Consider the following 21,117-nt stretch of genomic DNA (forward strand, 5'->3'; position numbering starts at 1 on the left):
AAATGTTGTAAGATTTACTTCTTTATAAAACTAATTGCAGTTCCGCCACCTGAGGCCAATTGTAAGTTTAACTTTGTTTCCGACGTAACTTCTATTGTTTCAATGTCAATTGCTGTTGGATTGTCATTCCAATGTGCATCTGCTGCATCTTTATAAATTGTTGCAGTATACGTAGTATTTGACGCTAAAAAGTCTAAAGAAACGGCTAATTCACGAGCATTTTCATCTGTAATACTTCCCAAAAACCAGTTTCCAGTCTTGCGTTCTTCACGAGCAATCGTAACGAAATCACCTATTTCTCCATTGAGAACTTTTGTTTGTTTCCAATCAACACCAACATCTCTAATAAATTGCAACGCTGGATTTCCTTCATAATTTTCTATTAAATCTGCCGCCATTTGAATTGGACTGTAAATCACAACATACAAAGCTAATTGTTGTGCAATAGTTGTATTGACTTGATTGTTTTCCTTGTAAGGAGAAAGTTTAATGTTGAATATTCCAGGTGTATAATCTATTGGACCAGCCAACATTCGTGTAAAAGCTACAATTGGCAAATGTTCAGGAGGATTTCCGCCATCGGCTGCCCAAGCATTAAATTCTTGTCCGCGTAAACCTTCTCGCGAAATAATATTTGGATACGTTCTACGTAAACCTGTTGCTTTGATAGGTTCATGCGCATTTACCGCAACTTCATATTTTGCTCCTTTAATTGCCGCATTATTGTAATGATTTACCATCCATTGTCCGTGATGATATTCTCCTTTCGGGATAATTTTCCCAACATATCCTGATTTTACAGAGTGAATATCTAAGTCCTGCATGAGTTTGTAGGCTTTGTCCATTTGCTTGTTGTATGTACCTATTGCAGCAGAAGTTTCATGATGCATAATAATTTCAACGCCTTTTTCTTTCGCATAACGCACTACTTCTTGCAAATCGTAATCGTCATATGGCGTAATAAAATCAAAAACTCCTTCACGATCTTCAAAACCAATCCAATGTTCCCAACCAGTATTCCAGCCTTCTACCAACACACCTTTGATATTGTTTTTTGCAGAAAAATCAATAAATGCTTTTGCGTTTTCGGTTGTTGCACCATGTTTCCCTGCGGCTTTATCCCAAGATGATTTTCCTAAGTGCATTTCCCACCAAATTCCTGTGTATTTCATTGGCGTAAACCATGAAACATCTTCAATTTTTGAAGGTTCATTTAAGTTTACAATCAGTTTTGAATCAATTAATTCGGTTGCTTTTTCTGCAATTTGAATTGTTCGCCAAGGCGTTACAAATGGTGTTGTTCTTTTTACTTTATAATTGGTACGTTCAGAACCAACCAATTCACTTTGAAGCGACAAGTTTTCTGTGTCTACTTTCAATGTCATTCCTGAATAGTCAACCAAAGCAGCTTCATGAATACTAATGTGTAAACCAGCTGCTGTTCGCATAGTAACAGGTGTATTTACTGCATTTTCTGGAATGTATGTTTGTGCTAAACTTCCATGATTTACTTTGCTCAACGCATCAATTTCAGAAACTTTTGACGTTGTATATAAGTGTTCATAAATATCCCAATCACCAGGAATCCACCATGTTTTGTGATCTCCAGTAAGTTGAAATTGTGTGTTTTCATCCGTAATGATGACTTCTGTTAAATGCTCTTGCTCAGGGAATTCATATCGAAAACCAATTCCATCATCATATACTTTAAAGACCAAGTTTAGTTTTCGTTGCAATGCATCTTTTTCTTGAAGTTCTACAGTCAGTTCATTGTACTGATTAAGGACGGTTTCTTGTTCGCCCCAAGGCATATTCCAAGTTTCATCAACCGAATTTGTAGTTGTTTTAAGTATTTTGAAATTTCTATCTAAAGGAGATACATCTTTCAATTCGAAACCTAAACTAGAAGTATCGATTACTGTTTTTGTATTGTAATGTACTTTATAACATACGGTTCCGTCATGCAACAAAAAAACAGCTACATTTAATTTTTCATTTGGTGAAGAAATAGTAACATTTTTCACTTCTTTGGCACAAGAAATAAAGCAGCAAACTCCTAGTAAAAAAAGCACTTTGAAGAAGGTTTTCATGATAAATTCAATTGATTTCTTTTTAAAAGTACTGTTTTAAATAGAAAAAAAATTACGACAACGTTTTCGTGTTAATAAGTTAAGTTTATAATAGACATTTAGTAACGCTCATTTTTGTCTTGACACAAAAACGAGCCAAAAAAGTCAAGACAATCTATAGGAAATTGCTATGCAACATTCGTTCAGACGCTACATGCTTGAAGCTACGCTTCGCAGTTCCACTTTTCACTCATTATTTCTTAAGATTGTCAAATATCACTTTTCGAGCACCTTTGTTCTTCATAAAAAAAGAAATTATATTCAAAAAACATACTAGAGAGAATCTTCAAATTGACAAATCACTTGATGTCTCGCAAGCGCATTTGTAATGTTACATTACCATTCCAAACATTTTCGTCCACAGAATAGACAGCATCAAATCGTTTTTTATCTTGAACCTGTGGAAGTTTGTCTCCTAAGTTGAATCCGATTCCTGAAATTGGTTTCGATCTTCGTTGTACAGCGCTTATTTTTAAATGATCTTTTTCCGCTCCAACACATTTTGCCCAACCTGTATCTTTCAATTCTGTACTCATAAATATTGGACTCATATTTTGTGGTCCAAATGGTGAAAATTGTTTTAGAATGCGATAGAATTTTGGTGTAATTTCTTTGAGTGTGATTTCTTTGTCGATGAGAATTTCTGGTGTGAGCAGATTTTTATCAATTGTATTTTTTACGACTTCCTCAAAAGCATCTTTAAATGCTTGATAATTTTCTTCTTTCAGGGTTAATCCTGCAGCGTATTTATGACCACCAAATTGAATAAGATGTTCTTTGCATTGTTCTATGGCATTATAGACATCAAATCCTTTTACTGAACGTGCAGAAGCTGCTAATTTTTCGCCACTTTTTGTAAATACTAACGTTGGACGATAATAGGTTTCAATCAAGCGAGAAGCTACAATTCCAATCACGCCTTTATGCCAATTTTCATCATACACAACCGTTGTAGAACGTTCTTGTTCCTCTAAATTTTCTATTTGTTTAAATGCTTCTTTAGTTATCTCTTGATCCAATTCACGGCGTTCCATATTGAATGTTTCAATAGAAGCAGCATATTGTGTGGCAATTTCTATATCAGGTTCCGTAAGCAATTCTACAGCATGCAATCCATGACTAATTCTTCCTGCTGCATTAATTCGTGGTGCGATGACAAAAACAACATCTGTGATTGTTAGTATATCTTTTTTAAGTTGATTGATAATTGCTTTAAAACCTGCTCTTGGAGCCGAATTGATGACTTGCATTCCAAAATGCGCAAGTGTTCTATTTTCTCCAGTAACCGGAACAATATCTGCTGCAATTGCTGTAGCAACTAAATCTAGATATGGAAATAAATCTTCAACTGTTTCACCTCTTTTTGAACCCAATGCTTGAATCAGTTTGAAACCAACACCACAACCACACAATTCGTCATATGGATAGTTACAATCGTCTCGTTTTGGGTCTAAAACGGCAACTGCTTTTGGCAATTCGCTTCCTGGTCTGTGATGATCACAAATAACAATATCAATCTTTTTTTCAGAAGCATACGCTACTTTGTCGATGGCTTTTATACCGCAATCGAGTGTTATAATTAATGAAATATCGTTGTCTTCTGCATAATCAATTCCTAAAAAAGAAAGTCCATAACCTTCTTCATAACGATCTGGAATATATGTAGCTATATTTGGGTAAATCGTTTTTAAATACGAAGAAACTAGTGCAACTGAAGTCGTTCCATCTACATCATAATCGCCATATACCATTATATTTTCACCATCGACAATTGCTTTGTCAATTCGCGCGACAGCGACATCCATATCTTTCATTAAAAACGGATCGTGAATCTGTTCTAATGATGGACGAAAGAAGTTTTTTGCAGCTTCATATGTTTCAATATTTCTTTGTAATAAAAGTGTCGCAACAACTTCATCAACTTGCAGCACTTCCATAAGATGCTTGAGTTTATGTGCTTCTGGTTTTGGTTTTAATGTCCAACGCATGTTTATTCTTGTTTAGATTTCTAATGTTCTTTTTCGTTTCAGAGTACTTCTCGATACGATTTTTCCAAAATCACTCGAAGTGACGTTTGGTTTAGTTTCAAAATCTAATTGTATTATTTGGTTACTTATTATTCTACTAATAGTTTGCTTCAAAGCGCTTCTCGATACAATTCGCTTTGGCTAATCACTCAAAGTGACGTTTAGAATTACACGAGCGTCAGATCGAGTGAAAATTCGATAGAATTTTTGTGTCGAGATCTACTTAGTAGTTCTAAATTTCTTTTTTGCTAAATTAGGTAATGCCTCATAATCATTGTTAATTAAAGCTTCCTTTTTTGCACGTGACCATTTTTTAATTTGTTTCTCTTTCTCAATTGCAATATTAATATTCGTGAAAGATGCATAAAAAACTAACGCTAAAGGTCTTCTTAAATATGTATAACAGTTTTTATAAAATCCTCTTTTATGTTGTTCAAGACGTTTTTCAAGATTTGAAGTCACACCTGTGTACAGCGAATTGTCTTTACATTTTAAGATGTATATATATGATAATTTCATTTTCCTTATTTAAATTATCGTTTCCGAGTACTTCTCGATACTATTTTTCTAAGAAAAATCACTCGAAGTGACGTTCAGATTATAAAAGCGTCAGATCAAATTTGACAACTTCATTATTCTTTTATTACTTCAAATTACTCGAAATGACCTTTGGAACTATCTAGGCGTCAGATCGAGTGGAAAACGTGCTAACGTTTTTTGTATCGAGATCTACTCGTTTACTCCAAAGTATGTAATGAGGAAAATTATACTACAGTATTAAAAACCTTTTTCTCGATACAATTTCTTTCAGAAACCACTCGAAATGACGATTTTTAATAGCTAAGCAAGTTTGTTAGCTATTGTGAAAATACGTATTGGTTTCCACTTTTGCAAAACGACGGAACATTTCCATGACACCGCAATATTTCTCCACAGATAAATCAACTGCTTTTTGGATCTTTTTTTCTTCTAATTCTTTACCATAAAAGTGATAATCAACCGTTACTGTATGGTAGTATTTTGGATGTTCGTCTGTGAGTTCGCCAGCGACTTCCATTTTGAAATCATCAACACTTACTTTCATCTTATTCATGATAGAAACTACGTCTAAACCTGAACAACCAGCCAATGATGATAACATCATTGCTTTTGGACCTAATCCTTCATTGTTTCCACCATTTTCTGGCGAAGTATCCATCAATATATTGTGTCCACTTGGATTGTCCGATTCAAACAACATGTTTCCTTTCCATTGTGTCGTAATTTTATGTGCCATATCTGAAGTTTTTTTCGTTTCTTGTTGGTTCAAAAATACAAGTAATAAATTTAAAAATATACAATTATGCCATTAGTAACGCCATTGACTCCTGATCATGATTTGGAAACCAGAGAATTAGCAGAATTTTTTAACGAAACACTTGGGTTTTGTCCAAATTCTGTCTTAACCATGCAACGCAGACCAGCCATTTCAAAAGCATTTATCAACTTGAATAAAGCCGTAATGGCAAATGAAGGTCGTGTAACCTCAGCATTGAAACGAATGATTGCTTGGGTAAGTAGTAATGCAACAGGTTGTCGTTATTGTCAAGCACACGCTATTAGAGCCGCTGAACGTTATGGAGCTGAGCAAGAACAATTAGATAATATTTGGGAATATAAAACACATGCTGCATTTTCAGATGCAGAACGTGCAGCCTTAGACTTTTCGTTAGCTGCTTCTATTATTCCAAATGCAGTAAATGAAGACATTAAAGCAGAATTATACAAACACTGGAACGAAGGTGAAATTGTAGAAATGTTAGGTGTAATTTCATTATTCGGATACTTAAACCGTTGGAACGATAGTATGGGAACTTCTATTGAAGAAGGTGCTGTAGAAAGTGGAGATCAGTACTTAGGAAAACACGGTTGGGAAAAAGGAAAGCACGTTTAGTAATTTAACTACATAGAATGGAAGAACATATATGTTCGTATTGTAAATCGGAAGTTTCTCCCGTAGAAGTTCATTGTGAAAGTTGTGGATTTCCGCTAAGCGGAACTGAAAAAGAGAAAGCAATTTTTATTGGACAACAGACTTTGCGAAAATCAAAAGTAGCTGGTTCAGAGAAAATGGTTGGAAAAACACGAATTATTCTATATGTTGTTGCGGCATTTCTAGCACTTAATGGATTGCTAGCATATTTTATGTTCAATAGTTTTATTGATCTTGTTTTACACTTTATTATTGGCGGAATGTTAGCGGTGTTTAGCTATTTATCTCCTAAAAAACCAATTCTATTTGTATCACTTTCATTATGCGTAATTCTCTCCTATTATCTGTTATTATATATAGCAAATCCATTATTTTTATTTCAAGGAATTATCTGGAAAATTGCTATTATAATGGCATTGTTATACACCTTATATGACGCTATAGAAAGTCATAATCTTAAAAAGAAATACAAGCTTTAAATACACAAAACCCTTATTTTGATAAGGGTTTTGTTTTTTTCAATAGTCTTTATCTACGGAAAAATGTAAAATTAGTAAAATACCTCGTCTACACTTTTTTGCATTTCGTCTACACTTACTCTTCGTTAAACTGCATTCAAGTTTTAATGGTTTTTTATGGAGTAAAATTGCACTATAATTGCTGAAACTAAGAAAATGAAAAAATCGCTAAAAGTATTATTAATCGAAGACAACATGATTGAGATCATGAAAATGAATCGAACAGTTTCATTGTTAAAAACAAAACATGAAATTACAGAAGCAAAAAATGCGGAAGAAGCATTGGCGATCTTAGAAACCAGAACAAATCTTCCTGATATCATTTTGCTCGATTTAAACATGCCAAAGATTAATGGTATTGAATTTTTATCTATCTTAAAGAATGATCCAGAATTACGTCACATTCCCACCATCATTTTAACAACATCTGACAACAGAAAAGACATTTTAGAGTGTTATCGAATTGGAATTTCTGGCTATATTTTAAAACCATTAAAATATGATGATTATGTAGCTAAAATTGAAATTACACTTACGTATTGGTCAATTAATGAATTAAAAAGTGCTTAACCTATTTTTATACTCTCAAGTATACTTGTGATTTTTTTAGAATCCCAAACTACAAAAGAGAACTTAACCTAACTGTGCTTATGAAAGGAATTGTTTTTACAGAATTTTTAGACTTAGTAGAAGATAAGTTTGGATTGGAAATGGTTGATAAAATCATTGACCAATCAGAATTGGAATCTGAAGGCGCATATACTGCAATAGGAACCTATCGATTTTCTGAAATGTTACAACTACTTCAAAACTTGAGTACAAATACGGGAGTTTCTACAGATGATTTACTTTTAGTCTATGCAGAGCACTTTTTTAGTGTTTTAGAAGATAGTTACCCTGGTTTGTTAGCCACATACAAAGATCCTATTGAAATGCTGGCTTCCATTGAAAATCATATTCATGTTGAAGTTCAAAAAATATACCCTGATGCAGAATTACCTACCTTTATTGTTGTAGAAAAGACAGAAAATTCGTTAATTATGATCTATAAATCAAGTAGAGCTATGCATCATTTTGGATTGGGTCTAATGAATAAAACTTTTGAACATTTTAATAGCTCAGCTAAGATTGTGTTGGAAAAGATAAAAGAAGACGGAACTGAAGTGAAGTTCATCATTAATAAAATTGAATGAATCAAGAACAGGTAAACATATTACAGCGTGCGCTTAAAAGGGAGAAAGCCGCAAGAAAAGCTGCAGAAAAAATTCTTGAAGATAAATCTAAAGAGTTATATGTATTATCTGAAGAGCTCAAGGTATCGAATGCCAAACTAGAAGCTTCTGTCAATGAAAAATCATCACAATTAGAAGGCGTTTTTAAAAACATCAATGATGCTTATGTTGTAATCGACATTAAAGGAGATGTTTTAAAAATGAACAATGTTGCCATTGATTTTTTTGGATATGATATTGCAAAAGAAAAGCTAAATATTGTTAAACTCATCTATTTAGAAGATGCTACGTATGCGTTTTCCTCATTTAATACACTATTAAAAGAAGGTTCTTTTTCCAATTACACCGCACGTATTATTACTAAGCAAAAAGAAGTGAAGTGGGTTCAAATAAACGCCACAATTATTTATGATTCGAAACAAAACCCTATTGCTGCTCAAGGTATTGCAAGAGATATTACTGAACTCAAAAATCTTGAAGAACAAAAAGAAAAAATCTTAAAAGAGCTTGAAAAAAGCAATAGTGAATTATATGAATATGCTCATATAGTTTCACACGATTTAAAAACTCCATTACGCAGTATTGACGCATTAGTTTCTTGGATAAAAATGGACAATGAAGGAACTTTAAACGATGTTACTTTGCAAAATCTTACATTAATTGAAGAAACGTTGGAAACAATGGAGAGTCTCATTTCCAACATCTTAGAGTATTCTAGTGCAGGTTCTGAGCCACTCAACTCTAAAGAAGTCGATTTAAACGAAACAATGGACGATTTACATAAATTATTGTTTGTTCCTGAACATATTTCCATTAATATTGTAAAAAAGCTGCCTATTATAAAAGGTGATCCTACCAAGTTTCAGCAATTATTCCAAAATTTAATGAGCAACGCTATTAAATTTAGTAATAAAGAACAAGGAGTTGTAGAAATAGACTTTGTGGAAAAACCTTCTTTCTATCAATTTTCTGTAAAAGATAACGGTATTGGTATTGAAAAAAAGTTTCATGACCGCATTTTCAAAATATTCCAATCGTTGAATAAAAGCAAAGAATCTACAGGAATTGGATTATCTATTGTAAAGAAAATCGTTGATCTGTATGAAGGTACAATTTGGCTGGAAAGCGAACTTGGAAAAGGCACAATATTCTTCTTCACAATAAAAAAATAAGTATGAAAACAGTGCAACTTAAAAGAACTGCGAATTCCGATTGGGAATATCTCAGTAAAAATATTCCGCTTCAAAAACCATTAGTTTTCGTTTTTGGAAATAGATATTTGCTGGAAAGTAAGACTATCCTTGAAGAAGTAAAAGCACTTTTTAATGATGGTGAATTTGTATTTGGATCTACTTCTGGAGATATTACATCACAATATGTAGATGATGAAAGTATTACGATAACCGCAATTGAATTTGAAAGAAGTACGTTTGAAATTAAAACCGCAAATGTATTAGCGAATACTGTCGAAATTGATAGTTATGAAACAGGGAAAAAACTCATTGAGCAATTTTCTTCGGAAGGTTTACAACATGTTTTCATTGTTTCAGAAGGAAGTTTTATCAATGGAAGTCAGTTGACTCTTGGAATGAATTCGGCAACGAAAGACAATGTATTAATTACTGGAGCTTTGTGTGGTGATGCTGCACGATTTGAAAAAACAATTGCTTCGCATAACGAATTGCCAAAAACAGGCGAAATTGTCGCCATTGGTTTATATGGAGAAACTTTAGACATTAGTTTTTCTATAAACGGCGGTTGGACACCTTTTGGTCCTGAACGCATTGTGACAAAATCGAAAGAAAATATATTATACGAATTGGACAATTTGCCTGCGTTGGATTTATACAAAAAATACTTAGGCGATAAATCGAAAGAATTGCCAGGCGCGGCTTTATTGTATCCGTTAAAAGTAAAATCGACTGATGAAAAACATTCTATTGTTCGCACTATTTTAAATATTAATGAAGAAGAAAACTCTATGATTTTGGCTGGTGATATTCTTGAAAATTCACGTGTACAGTTAATGATGACTAATGTGGACAATATCGTAGAAGCTTCTGAACAAGCTGCAATACAAGCATTACAATTACGAAAAAAGGAACCCGAATTAGCAATTTTGGTCAGTTGCATTGGACGAAAATTAGTGTTAGATCAGCGCGTAGAGGAAGAAATTGAAGAAGTCATTGAAATTGTTGGTAAAAACACAACTATTTGCGGACTGTATTCATATGGAGAAATTGCGCCTTTTAGTGGCGAAAAAACCTGCCAATTACACAATCAAACAATGACAATCACGCTAATTAGCGAATAGATGAATCCATTACTAAAAAGACAACTACGAAAATATCTGCCTCAGGAGTTGCAACAAAATCCTGAGTTAGAACGCTTTTTAGATGCCGTAAATCGTTCGTATACTACTTCCGATGAACAGTTTGCCATGTTACAACGCGCAACAGCAATCAGTTCTGAGGAATTGTTTGAAGCAAATGGAAAACTCAAAAAAGAATCAGATTCACAAAAGGAAATTATTGAAAAACTCAAAAGCGTAATTGACACACTAAATTCATATAATCTTACGAATGATGAAAATCAAGAAAACTTAGAGTTAGATTCATTACGATTGGTTGACTTAATTGACAATCAAACTAAAGAAATTTTAAAAATAAACCAACAACGTGATAAACTAGTATCGAATTTAGAACGTCAAAATCAAGAGCTAAACAATTATACACATTTGGTTTCGCACGATTTAAAATCGCCATTACAAAGCATTAATGCGTTAACGACATGGTTAGAGAACGATTATGCAGCACTTTTGGACGAAAATGGAAAGGAAACGATCAATTTGATTCGTACTAATGTTGAAAAAATGGACACCTTAGTAAAAGGAATTTTGAGATATTCTACCATTGGAAGTGTTGAAAAAGAATTTTATCAAGTTGATACAGATCAAGTTGCACAAAAAGTAATTGATTTTATGGAAATTCCAACGCACATTACGGTTTCAATTCCTGAGAAATTGCCAATCGTTACTGGCGATCATTTTCGATTGGAAGAATTGTTTCGAAACCTACTCAGAAACGCTATTAATTTTAATGACAAATCTAAAGGTCAAATTACGATTGGTTATACAGATAGTAATGATTTTTGGGAGTTTTATGTACAAGATAATGGAAAAGGAATTGAAGAAAAATACTTTAAAAAAATATTTGTAGCTTTTCAAAAGTTAGAAAATAATTATAAATCTACAGGTATTGGGCTTTCTATCGTCAAGAAAATTATAGATCTTTATGAAGGTAAGATTTGGATAAAATCTATACCGACAAAAGGATCAACCTTTTATTTTACTTTAAAAAAATAAAAATGGAGCAGCCAAACTTAACCTATATAGAACAATTAGCACGTGGTGATGAAGCTATACACAAGACACTTATTGATGTAATCAAAACTGAATTTCCTGATGAAAAACAGGATTATTATGATAGTTTAGAAAAAAAAGATTACAAAAAAATAGAGGAAAATGTGCACAGAATTAAACACAAAATTAGTATTTTGGGTCTTGAAAAAAGTTATGAATTAGCAAATACGTACGAGCATAATCTTAGGGAGAAAAAGATGGATGGCGTTGAAGATTTTGAGCAAATTTTAACCACAATTACGGCGTATATAAAAACTATTTAAACAGATGAATTGTATTATTATTGATGATGAAAAGCTGGCAAGGACAATTATCAGAACACTATGTGATGAAATTGATTATCTTGATGTTGTAGAAGAATTTCCAAATGCAATGCAAGCTATTAAATACTTAAATGAAAATGAAGTAGACCTTATCTTTTTAGACATTCATATGCCTGATTTTACAGGGTTTGACTTTGTAAAAACGTTGAAAAATCCACCAAGCATTGTATTGACAACTTCGGATCCAAAGTTTGCAATTGAAGCTTTTCAGTACGAATGCATTGTAGATTATCTATTAAAACCTGTTGCTTCAAGTCGTTTTAAAATGGCAATTGATAAAGCCAAAAAACATCAAGCAATGGAAAGTAAAACTTCTGAAACCACAAATGATGATTTGCTTGAAAATGATTTCTACATCAATATTGATCGTCGCTTAATAAAAATTGATATTCCTAGTATTTATTTGGTGGAAGCGAAAGGTGATTACATTCACATTAAAACAGAAGACAAAAACTACACAGTTCATTCTACGTTAAAGAAAATTGAAGAAAAACTGCCTGATACGTTATTCTTAAAAATTCATCGTTCATACATTATCAATCTAAAGAAAATCATTGACATTGAAGACAATAGTGTCTTAATCAAAAAAGACGTAATTCCTGTAAGTCGCTCTAAACGACCTGAATTGATGAAGCGTTTGGATTTGCTCTAAAACTATCATTTTATCATTCCTGCGAGGGCAAGAGTTTATTTTTCACATGTCAATTCTCTCTTCTAACAAAACGTCAAATCGAGTGGTTTTTCGTAATGAAATGAAGAAAAATTGTATCGAGATTAGCTTGACGTATAAAGCTTCTAAAAAATCAAATATTCTGAAAGCAAAGCGCATCCAAAAGTCTAACATTCTGCTTTAGCATAAAAAGGTTAATCTTAAGTAAATTGCATTTCGTCTACACTTAAAATGATCGCGCCGACAATCAGGTTTTTACCATTTCCAACAAGTTAGATTTGTGATATAAATAATTAATATCATGAAGAAACTACTACTAGTTTTAAGCATATGTACCACTATTATTGCTAACGCTCAAAACGATCCATTTAATTGTGTATACGACGCATACTTATTTCAGTATAATGATGTATACTCTATAGATTTAGCATCTGGAAACTCTTATTTAGTTGCCGAAGACGTAACACCAGGAAACATCAATGCAGCAGCATACAATCCTGCAGATGGTTTTATTTGGGGATCGTTAAGTTCGCCTGCAAAAACAATTGTCCGTATTGGACAAGATTTCCAAACAACTTCTTTCTATATAGATGAATTACCATCTTCAAACAGATATGTTGGTGATGTAAGTGCTACTGGAGTATATCACTTAAAAGGTGGTGGAACAACGTACTACAAAATAGACCTAGATCCAAACTCTCCTACATATACACAACATTTAGGAACAGAAACTCTATCTCAAAATATAAACATACACGATTGGGCTTTTAACGCTGTTGATAATATGTTATACACGGTTGAAAAAAGTTCTAATAGATTATATCGAATTGATCCAGTAACAAATAATGTACAATCATTAGGTGTTGTGCCAATCTTAGCTGACTTAAACTACACATACGGAGCTGTATATTTTGATGCTTCAGGGCGTTTTTATGTATCAGCGAATCAAACAGGAACTATTTATGTAATACAAGCTGTTCAAGATTTAAACGGTAGTAATGGAATGGTTTCTAACTTATTTGCATTTGGTCCTTCAAGTGCTAGTAATGACGGAGCACGTTGTCCTACAGCGCCAGTTTTACAAGAAATTTGTGATAATGGAATTGATGATGATGGAGATGGTTTAATTGACTGTCAAGATCCTTCATGTTCAGGTTATGGTGAATGTGATGTAATAGAACCTGAAACTTCAGGAGGAAATGAAGGTGGATTGGAAAGTAATGGAAGATTATCAGATGCGATCAACAAACGTAATTACAATCGTGCTAAAACAAGTTTTACATTCGATAAAAATAATGCACCACGTGTAACAAGATCTCAATTTTACGCAGAAACTAGTGAAAACGGTTTTACATTACCAGATTTTGTTCCGTTAGCTATTATCAACGAAGATCAAGCTATAGAATCAACTCCAACTGATTTGGTTGCTATTACAAACGCTACAGAAATTTATTCAGTTGATTATATAAGAAACAATGCTTCTGTGGCTTCTATCATCGCTTTAAAAACTGAAAATGGAGTATATGAACACACAAAATATATTTGTGATCGTTTGCTTGGCGCTGAATTAATCTCTGTATCAACAATTGACATTAACGGACAACAATTTATAAAATCACTCATCAGAAATACAGATAATACGGTAGAATTTGTATTAAGTCTTTCAGCAAAAGTTGTAAATAACGATGCTAATTTTGCAGTGGAAAGTCACTGGAATCTAGATACGTATGAAAGTGATGTTACATTCTACAACTTTCAAATTTGGTCAAACTCATTAGATGATTTATATCTTTTAGGAGAAGAAGTATTGAACTTATTAAATGTTCAAAAACCAATCTCAGCATATGATTTATCAACGCCACCAACAGTTTTTGTGAGAAAAGGAAAATATGAAAATGGCGCCTTAGATTTACAAATCATAAACACAAACGCAACAAATAATGTAGCTTTTGATGCAGGTTTTAGAACGACAGAAACAAGTGATTTTGAAAATACAACATCATCATTAGATTTAAGCGGAAACTACATTACCAACTTACAAGTACCTACAGGGAATTTATTTGATATCGGATTCAGAATTGGAGACGGAATTGCAACACCAGACGATTTATTTATGTCTGATGGACCTTGGGGAGTTGACGATTCGGAAGCAAGTACAACTGTAGTAGATTATACAGTTTCGGCCAACGACTACTATTTTGATGCGGACACATTTCCAATAGAAAGAAACGTTTCTGTAAATGCAACTACAAGTACATACTTTGCAGCATACAGAGCATTAACACCACGATTCAAGCCAGTTGATGTTTCAGATTATGATACATTCAATTTGACAGCTAGTGGAACTGGAAACTTAGAAATAACATTTGTAAAAGCAAGTATTTCTGATTGGGGAGCACAATACAAAACCAACATTGCATTGACTGGTACAGAGCAGCAATTCAACATTCCGCTTTCTAGCTTTAGCGCTTCAACGGGTCAAGAAATTGAATTAAATGATGTTGTTACCATCGTATTTACAATGGCTTCCGAAAACGGACAAGTAGTAACAAAAACGATGAATTTATCACAAGTATATTTCTCAACGGAAAGCACACTAAGTATCACAAATTTTGAAGAAGAAATACAACAAACGTCGGCCATTCCAAATCCGATGAATACTCAAACAACTATTTACTTTACAACAAAGCAATCCGAGGACGTACAGTTATCTGTTTATGACCAAGTAGGCAAGGTAGTTTATATAGCTAGGGTTAAAACTGAAAACGGTCAGAACAAAATCCCCCTAAACCGAAATAACCTGCGTTCCGGATTGTATTTCTGTAAAATTCAAAGCAAAACACAAACATATAAAACAGTAAAACTCATGATAAAGTAGGTAATTTTTCATAGTAATTTTAATTGGTTAATGATGAAAGGCAAAAGAAGTGATTCTTTTGCCTTTTTGCTTGGAAAACACTCTCTTTAATTTCATTAAAATTACACTAACCACTTGTATTCAATAACTTTAGCAAACATATGAAAAATGATTAATCAGAAGGAAGTTGCATCTCGTCTACAGGTAAACTGATCATACCGACAATTGCACTTTTAGCAATTTTCAGTCCATAGCTTTGTGATATAAACAACAAATATTATGAAGAAACTACTACTACTTTTAAGCATATTTGCAGCGGCAACAATTAACGCGCAAAACTATCAATATTTAGGTGATTATACTTCTAATGGAACACCTCTATACTTAGAAATCCCAGGAGATAATGTTTCTATCGAAACTTTAGAAATGATTAGTAATTCTATTCCAGAAAGTTATCCAGTTCCTGATTATAATCCACATTATATTTCATCTGGTTACGATACTAACTTAGAAATCAATCAAACTGCAGATGTTTGGGTAACTTTTGTTAGTGAAGGAGCTGGTTATAGAAATGTTTTAGGCTTTTACACATATGATATTAATAATCCATCTCCAACTCCACCAAACAATGAAGATATTACAATCATCTTTCCAAATGCTTCTGCTTTAGGAAGCGGTGGCGGATTGCAAGTTGGCGATAAAGTAAAAATAGGAACATTTCCAGCAGGTACAGGAATCGGTTGGGTTTTACTAGCAAATGCATGGAGTTCTAGTGCAAGTACTGTTGGTTATGGTTTATGGAAATTATATTCCAATCCAGATTACAATCCAGAAGCACAAGAAGAATTACGCTATCATAATGTATTACTAAATGATGATGCCAATGAACGTATCATTCTCGGTTTTGAAGATATCCGTCGCGATTATGGTTCTTGTGATAATGATTTTAACGATGCAATTTTTTATGTTACTGCAAACCCATATATAGCACTAAAAACAACCAATTATGCTGATGTAGAAAGTTCATCAAATGTAACTTCGGCATATGATGGAGGTTTAGAAAGTAACGGAAAACTGGCAAATTTAATTGCGCAAAGAAATTTTAAGCGTAAGCAAACTGGTGCTACGCTTAATGAAAGAGAATTTCAAACCGTTTATAACAAACAAACGTATGCAGCAGAAAACCCAGAAGATGGAACAAATTTAGAAACGTATTTACCAGATACAGGAATGTACGGAACAGAAACTGCGTACTTATCAAGTCCAGATGACTTATTAGCAATTACAAATGCTTTGGAAATATTTTCTGTAGATATTTACAAAAGTAATACACGAGTTTCAGCAGTATTAGCAACTGCTACAGAAGGTTTGGTTTATGATCATACTAAAGTGATTTGTGACCGATTGAACAATTCTGCTTTAGAAGATGTACGAACAGTAACTGTTCGAGGTCATCAAATCATAAGTTCTAAACTAAAAAGGGCAACTGGCGAAACAGAATATACGTTAAGCTTTTCGATTAAGTTAGGTGAAACGGCTAATGAATTGTATAGTTTTTGGAACATTGCACAATATCCTGAAGGGAATTATTACAATTTTCAAATATGGGGAAGTTCATTTTCTCAAGTATTTGCTATTAGTAATCATATTATTGATACGCTTACGCTGGAAAAACCTCTGAATAGTCTAACCGTAGACGATGTAGTTCCGCCAGTATTTGTAAGTTCTGGTTACTATTTAAATGGAAATGTGCACTTAAATATTATTAATAGAATCAATGCAACCACAGCTACGTTTAATGCAAGCATAGCCGCTACAGAAGTTTCAGAACGTACTACGATGACACAAAATGTTACATTGACTGGTTCTTGGACGGATAACATAATTATTACAACTGGACAGTTATTTGATGTTGGAGTATCACTAAGTACAAATGCTTCTTCACAACAAGATGCTTTGTATTTGGCTGATGGTCCTTGGGGAATTGATTATCTAGAAGAAAACGTAACTGTAGATGCATTCACTGTTGAAAATAACGATCTTGATTATACTGAAGATACCTATCAAATAGAAAGGCAACCTAGCGTAAGCGGACAAGCAAAAGGAACTATTAATTTATTCAGACATGTACTTCCTGGAGACCAAACTTTAGACGTATCAAATTATGAAGCGCTTCAATTTACTATTCTAAATACACAACCTATTGAGGTTATATTAATGCAAGAAGGATTAACAGATTGGAACAATCGCTTGCGAACTACAATTCCAGCAAATACAACAGAAACGGAATATACACTTTCGTTTAATGATTTTGTTGATAGTAGTGGAAACCCTGGCACAATTCCAGACGTAAAAACCATTGTATTTTCTTTAGAAGGAGATTATCACAGTTATGTTCCATTTAGTACACAAGTAAACAATGTTGCTTTTGGTATGGAAAGTACATTAAGTGTGGAACCCTTCGAAATTACACCAGAAGCTAGCAAGTTATTAGCAGTTCCAAACCCAATGACATCACAAACAAATATTCACTTTACAGCAAAACAATCTGAGGACGTACAATTGCAAGTGTATGATCAAGTCGGAAAGGTAGTATATAAGACAAAGATTACTACTAAAAATGGTTCAAACGTATTTCCCCTAAACCGCCAAAACTGGCGTTCCGGATTGTATTTCTGTAAAATCATAGGTTCCAAACAAACTTATAAAACGATAAAACTCATAGTACAGTAGGTTGTTTCATCTGGTCGTTTTTATTCTATTAATTATGTCAGATATAATTTAATTGGTTAATGGTGAAAGGCAAAAGAAGTGATTCTTTTGCCTTTTTTAGTTTGCACTTATTTGATTACGAAATCGTACATTTAACAACCTAAAAGGTTATAATAATAAATTTATGAGCAAAATTAACTTTCAATTTTTCCCAAGGTCTAAAGGAATGACAAATTCTCTAATTGAAGTGATTGAAATTTTTGAGAAAAACTCATCAAAGTTTACTTCCGAAAATCACACATTTCCAAGTAATGAAGTTCTCGAATTTGTTAGAAAAGATTTAGAATTATCTGATTTTACAGTTGAGAAAGGAAAAAAGGATCAAGATAAAATTAAAGTACCTGTCTTATATGGTTTAAATAATAGCATTGACAAGTTTTTTAATGCTGATGCTGTTTCTAATAATGGAAAAATTGTAATTGAAGTAGAAGCAGGAAGAGCCGTTGTTAATAATCAGTTCCTAAAAGACATTTTCCAGGCTTCAATGATGTATGAAGTTGAATATCTCGTAATTGTTGTTAGAAATAATTATAGAAATAATAAAGATTTTGATAAAATAAGAATCTTTTTAGAAACAATGTACACAAGCAATAGGATTAAACTTCCTCTTAGCGGAATACTTTTAATTGGTTATTAAAATAGCCTATTATAAGTCATGTAAATTACTTCCCAATCCTAGCTTTCCCATCAAAATACCACTTCAACCTAAAACCAACTTCCGTAAACGTAAATCCGGCAGCAGTTGCAGAAGCAATATTACTACGTGTTCCAAAAATATTTACCAAACAACGATCGGAGAATTTATAGCCTAATTTCCCCTGAAAACGATACGTACTCTGACTTTCCTGGTCTTCAATATACTGTAAACCTGTGGCAGCTGTAAGTTCATAAAACCATTCTTTTGGTTTAGTAACATTTTCATCTTTAATCAAGTTTAAGAAAACTTCGCCAGCGTTAAATTTCTCTGGACTGAAATAAATACTAGGAACTTGCTTTTCAAACGTAATGTATTGATAGTTTACGCCTACTTTTAAAGATGGTTTACTCAAAATATTATAATACAAAGATGTAAACAATAAATGTCTGGAGTTGTTATCATTTTGCGAAGTGTAATAGTATTGCGTAAACCAACCAAGATTAAAATTTGTACTCACATTATAATTCGCATAAAAGTTGTTTTGTACAATTTCACGATCTAATAAATCAGCATTGAAACTCTGAATTTCACGGGTATACCCAATATCTAAGGTTTGTAATTTAAATGGTTTTATGTTCAATGAAACATCTGCCAACAACTGTGTAAAATTGTTCGTTTCTGCTTTTGCAGTCGTAAACCCAAAAGTTCCTTTAAAAGTCATATTTGACAACAATTGATATTCCAAGCCTGCCGAAAGCGCATGTGAAGTTGCTTTGTTATTGGTTATGGTATTATTTGTAGTTCTGTAGGTATAGTTTCCGAGTAGTTTCAAACGTGTCGAAAACGGATATTCCACCGTATTTTGTACCAAAAACGCTTTGTTATCACCATTATCAAATGTATACGAGGTTTTTCCTTCGTAGAAAGGCATAAATTTTCTTTTTAACTCATTTATGAAGTTTAGCGCATCTTTCTGATTATTATAAAATGTCAGCGTCTTTTCTGCGGCAGCGATTGCTTCATCATAACGACCTAATGCTTTTAACACATTAGCCTTTCCTAAGTTTCCATCAAACGAAATAGAATCATTTACCAAAATATGATTGTAATCTGTCAAACTCCTTTTAAAATTACTTTTGTACACATTTAAGGTTGCGCGCAATGCTAAAACCCAGTTTTCGCTTGGTTGTGTTGAAATCAACTCATCAATCAAACGTGTAGCTTTTCTATACTTTTTATTCCAAATTAATGCCTGAATGTAACGCTCTTTTGTCTGTCGAATTACACTAGCATCTATATTTTCTCCCAAACTATCATACGCCAATTGACTTGTTTTTAGTGCCAAACTTTCTTTTCCTTTTAAATGTTCAATCAAAGCCCAACCATTTAACACAGTTACTTTATCTGAAACATTTTTTGAACTATCAAGCAATACATTATAAGTTGCTTTCGCTTTATCAAGTTCATCCATAATCAAATACAAATTCGCCAAGTTCAACAATGCGTCTTTATCATTCACAAAAAGAAACAAACATTCATTCAATATATTTTCTGCTTCTGTATACTGCTGCGCTTGCTGCTTTTTATACGCGTATCCTAAATACATGTATTTCTTGGAAGTCAACGCGTTTGGGTTTCCTGGAGAAACTTCCAATGCTTTATTCACATAGTTCAGAGCTTCTTTGTATTCTTGTAAGTTGGACAACGTATTTGCAAAACCTAACAATGCTGGAAAACTTTTAGCGTCTTCTTTCACTAATTTTTGGTAATACGCTTTCGCGAGATTAAACTCGTTGTTCCATAATAAAGATTCGCCATAATTCAACTTCACTTCAAAATCAGTTGGATAGTCTTTTACTAAGCTTGAAAAGATTTTTTTCGCTTCCGCAGAATTGCCATTCAGTCCAACAGCGCGTCCATAACACAAACGTGCAGTTTTATTTGTTGGATATTCTTCCAAAATTGTTTTAAAGAAGGTTTGGGCTTGCGGATACTTTCCGGTTTCTAAATAGGTAAATCCTTCTTTCATATTCTGAGAGAAGCAAAAAACGCTTAGTAATAGGAACGAAAAAAGTGTTATATATTTTGTGTTCATGTTCTTAATTTTAGACAATTGTAAGGTAAGCATAAGCTACCGATCATTCATCGCAACAAAATTGAATCTCACCGACAATGCGCCTAATTTCGTGGTATTTCGAGGATATTTGTGTCAGTATTAATCACAAAAACTCAACAAAATGGCTTTACAAATCACACAACAAAACGGAACTTTTTTAGTAAATGGACAATTAAATTCTTCTACCACAAGATCATTTATCATTCACTTCGAATACATCATTGAACAACACCAAAATGTAGTTATAAATATAGATGGTGTTAACGAAATTGATCACGAAGGTTTAGAAGGAATCAAAACAATAACAGCAATTGCATTACGAAGTCACAAAATGTTTTCTGTCATCGGAAATGGTTGCAAAGATGTATATCAAGATTTCAATTGCTCGCAAGTTGCTTAAATAGTAGTGAGTATTTAGAAATGAGAAGTGAGATATCTTCTAA

The 21,117-nt window shown here is 33.1% G+C and carries 18 protein-coding genes; 13 read left to right on the plus strand and 5 right to left on the minus strand.

Annotated elements, in window-relative coordinates; genetic code table 11:
- Positions 1-14: 14 nt before the first annotated feature.
- The 4 genes from ACUUYC_RS06820 to ACUUYC_RS06835 form a co-directional block, all read right to left on the minus strand.
- The gene (locus ACUUYC_RS06820) at positions 15-2,090 is read right to left on the minus strand and encodes a glycoside hydrolase family 97 protein (protein WP_474264838.1); all 2,076 of its coding nucleotides are present in this window, start codon (positions 2,088-2,090) and stop codon (positions 15-17) included.
- 338 nt (positions 2,091-2,428) lie between these two features.
- Complete coding sequence (recJ, locus tag ACUUYC_RS06825; RefSeq protein WP_474264839.1) at positions 2,429-4,117, minus strand: single-stranded-DNA-specific exonuclease RecJ; 1,689 nt, start codon at positions 4,115-4,117, stop codon at positions 2,429-2,431.
- 258 nt (positions 4,118-4,375) lie between these two features.
- Positions 4,376-4,675 carry a GIY-YIG nuclease family protein gene (locus ACUUYC_RS06830; RefSeq protein ID WP_474264840.1) on the minus strand — a complete coding sequence of 100 codons (300 nt, stop codon included), beginning with the start codon at positions 4,673-4,675 and terminating at the stop codon, positions 4,376-4,378.
- A 334-nt stretch (positions 4,676-5,009) separates the two neighbouring features.
- Complete coding sequence (locus ACUUYC_RS06835) at positions 5,010-5,432, minus strand: OsmC family protein (protein ID WP_474264841.1); 423 nt, start codon at positions 5,430-5,432, stop codon at positions 5,010-5,012.
- 66 nt (positions 5,433-5,498) lie between these two features.
- Between ACUUYC_RS06835 and ACUUYC_RS06840 the strand changes: the two genes are divergently transcribed.
- The 12 genes from ACUUYC_RS06840 (at position 5,499) to ACUUYC_RS06895 (ending at position 18,558) form a co-directional block, all read left to right on the plus strand.
- Entirely contained in the window at positions 5,499-6,089 is a 591-nt protein-coding gene (locus ACUUYC_RS06840) for a carboxymuconolactone decarboxylase family protein (RefSeq protein WP_474264842.1), read from the plus strand.
- Between the two features lie 17 nt (positions 6,090-6,106).
- Complete coding sequence (locus tag ACUUYC_RS06845; protein ID WP_474264843.1) at positions 6,107-6,607, plus strand: hypothetical protein; 501 nt, start codon at positions 6,107-6,109, stop codon at positions 6,605-6,607.
- A 195-nt stretch (positions 6,608-6,802) separates the two neighbouring features.
- Positions 6,803-7,216: a response regulator gene (locus tag ACUUYC_RS06850; protein WP_474264845.1), complete on the plus strand. Its 414-nt coding sequence runs from the start codon at positions 6,803-6,805 to the stop codon at positions 7,214-7,216.
- Positions 7,217-7,296: 80 nt separating this feature from the next.
- The gene (locus tag ACUUYC_RS06855; RefSeq protein ID WP_474264847.1) at positions 7,297-7,839 is read left to right on the plus strand and encodes a heme NO-binding domain-containing protein; all 543 of its coding nucleotides are present in this window, start codon (positions 7,297-7,299) and stop codon (positions 7,837-7,839) included.
- Positions 7,836-9,050 carry a sensor histidine kinase gene (locus ACUUYC_RS06860; RefSeq protein WP_474264849.1) on the plus strand — a complete coding sequence of 405 codons (1,215 nt, stop codon included), beginning with the start codon at positions 7,836-7,838 and terminating at the stop codon, positions 9,048-9,050. The genes ACUUYC_RS06855 and ACUUYC_RS06860 overlap by 4 nt, the downstream gene beginning before the upstream one ends.
- Positions 9,051-9,052: 2 nt before the next feature.
- Entirely contained in the window at positions 9,053-10,192 is a 1,140-nt protein-coding gene (locus ACUUYC_RS06865; RefSeq protein WP_474264850.1) for an FIST signal transduction protein, read from the plus strand.
- Positions 10,193-11,242, plus strand: coding sequence for a sensor histidine kinase (locus ACUUYC_RS06870; protein WP_474264851.1), 1,050 nt, complete (start codon positions 10,193-10,195; stop codon positions 11,240-11,242).
- A 2-nt stretch (positions 11,243-11,244) separates the two neighbouring features.
- Positions 11,245-11,562, plus strand: coding sequence for an Hpt domain-containing protein (locus ACUUYC_RS06875; protein ID WP_474264852.1), 318 nt, complete (start codon positions 11,245-11,247; stop codon positions 11,560-11,562).
- 4 nt (positions 11,563-11,566) lie between these two features.
- The gene (locus ACUUYC_RS06880) at positions 11,567-12,274 is read left to right on the plus strand and encodes a LytR/AlgR family response regulator transcription factor (RefSeq protein ID WP_474264854.1); all 708 of its coding nucleotides are present in this window, start codon (positions 11,567-11,569) and stop codon (positions 12,272-12,274) included.
- Positions 12,275-12,593: 319 nt separating this feature from the next.
- Positions 12,594-15,170: a DUF6923 family protein gene (locus ACUUYC_RS06885; RefSeq protein WP_474264855.1), complete on the plus strand. Its 2,577-nt coding sequence runs from the start codon at positions 12,594-12,596 to the stop codon at positions 15,168-15,170.
- Positions 15,171-15,428: 258 nt separating this feature from the next.
- A complete protein-coding gene (locus ACUUYC_RS06890) occupies positions 15,429-17,882 on the plus strand; it encodes a DUF4114 domain-containing protein (RefSeq protein ID WP_474264856.1) in 2,454 nt (817 codons plus the stop codon).
- 163 nt (positions 17,883-18,045) lie between these two features.
- A complete protein-coding gene (locus tag ACUUYC_RS06895) occupies positions 18,046-18,558 on the plus strand; it encodes a hypothetical protein (protein ID WP_474264857.1) in 513 nt (170 codons plus the stop codon).
- Positions 18,559-18,583: 25 nt separating this feature from the next.
- Here the strand turns inward: ACUUYC_RS06895 and ACUUYC_RS06900 are convergent, their stop codons facing one another.
- Positions 18,584-20,653: a tetratricopeptide repeat protein gene (locus tag ACUUYC_RS06900; protein ID WP_474264860.1), complete on the minus strand. Its 2,070-nt coding sequence runs from the start codon at positions 20,651-20,653 to the stop codon at positions 18,584-18,586.
- Between the two features lie 142 nt (positions 20,654-20,795).
- Between ACUUYC_RS06900 and ACUUYC_RS06905 the strand changes: the two genes are divergently transcribed.
- Complete coding sequence (locus tag ACUUYC_RS06905; protein WP_474264861.1) at positions 20,796-21,074, plus strand: hypothetical protein; 279 nt, start codon at positions 20,796-20,798, stop codon at positions 21,072-21,074.
- The last annotated feature ends 43 nt before the right edge of the window (positions 21,075-21,117 follow it).

The sequence above is a fragment of the Kordia sp. E genome (genome assembly GCF_056033805.1).

Bases quoted from the DNA above. Each gene is read 5' to 3' on its own strand.
- ACUUYC_RS06820 (WP_474264838.1), bottom strand. From the start codon at position 2,090: ATGAAAACCTTCTTCAAAGTGCTTTTTTTACTAGGAGTTTGCTGCTTT.
- recJ (WP_474264839.1), bottom strand. From the start codon at position 4,117: ATGCGTTGGACATTAAAACCAAAACCAGAAGCACATAAACTCAAGCAT.
- ACUUYC_RS06830 (WP_474264840.1), bottom strand. From the start codon at position 4,675: ATGAAATTATCATATATATACATCTTAAAATGTAAAGACAATTCGCTG.
- ACUUYC_RS06835 (WP_474264841.1), bottom strand. From the start codon at position 5,432: ATGGCACATAAAATTACGACACAATGGAAAGGAAACATGTTGTTTGAA.
- ACUUYC_RS06840 (WP_474264842.1), top strand. From the start codon at position 5,499: ATGCCATTAGTAACGCCATTGACTCCTGATCATGATTTGGAAACCAGA.
- ACUUYC_RS06845 (WP_474264843.1), top strand. From the start codon at position 6,107: ATGGAAGAACATATATGTTCGTATTGTAAATCGGAAGTTTCTCCCGTA.
- ACUUYC_RS06850 (WP_474264845.1), top strand. From the start codon at position 6,803: ATGAAAAAATCGCTAAAAGTATTATTAATCGAAGACAACATGATTGAG.
- ACUUYC_RS06855 (WP_474264847.1), top strand. From the start codon at position 7,297: ATGAAAGGAATTGTTTTTACAGAATTTTTAGACTTAGTAGAAGATAAG.
- ACUUYC_RS06860 (WP_474264849.1), top strand. From the start codon at position 7,836: ATGAATCAAGAACAGGTAAACATATTACAGCGTGCGCTTAAAAGGGAG.
- ACUUYC_RS06865 (WP_474264850.1), top strand. From the start codon at position 9,053: ATGAAAACAGTGCAACTTAAAAGAACTGCGAATTCCGATTGGGAATAT.
- ACUUYC_RS06870 (WP_474264851.1), top strand. From the start codon at position 10,193: ATGAATCCATTACTAAAAAGACAACTACGAAAATATCTGCCTCAGGAG.
- ACUUYC_RS06875 (WP_474264852.1), top strand. From the start codon at position 11,245: ATGGAGCAGCCAAACTTAACCTATATAGAACAATTAGCACGTGGTGAT.
- ACUUYC_RS06880 (WP_474264854.1), top strand. From the start codon at position 11,567: ATGAATTGTATTATTATTGATGATGAAAAGCTGGCAAGGACAATTATC.
- ACUUYC_RS06885 (WP_474264855.1), top strand. From the start codon at position 12,594: ATGAAGAAACTACTACTAGTTTTAAGCATATGTACCACTATTATTGCT.
- ACUUYC_RS06890 (WP_474264856.1), top strand. From the start codon at position 15,429: ATGAAGAAACTACTACTACTTTTAAGCATATTTGCAGCGGCAACAATT.
- ACUUYC_RS06895 (WP_474264857.1), top strand. From the start codon at position 18,046: ATGAGCAAAATTAACTTTCAATTTTTCCCAAGGTCTAAAGGAATGACA.
- ACUUYC_RS06900 (WP_474264860.1), bottom strand. From the start codon at position 20,653: ATGAACACAAAATATATAACACTTTTTTCGTTCCTATTACTAAGCGTT.
- ACUUYC_RS06905 (WP_474264861.1), top strand. From the start codon at position 20,796: ATGGCTTTACAAATCACACAACAAAACGGAACTTTTTTAGTAAATGGA.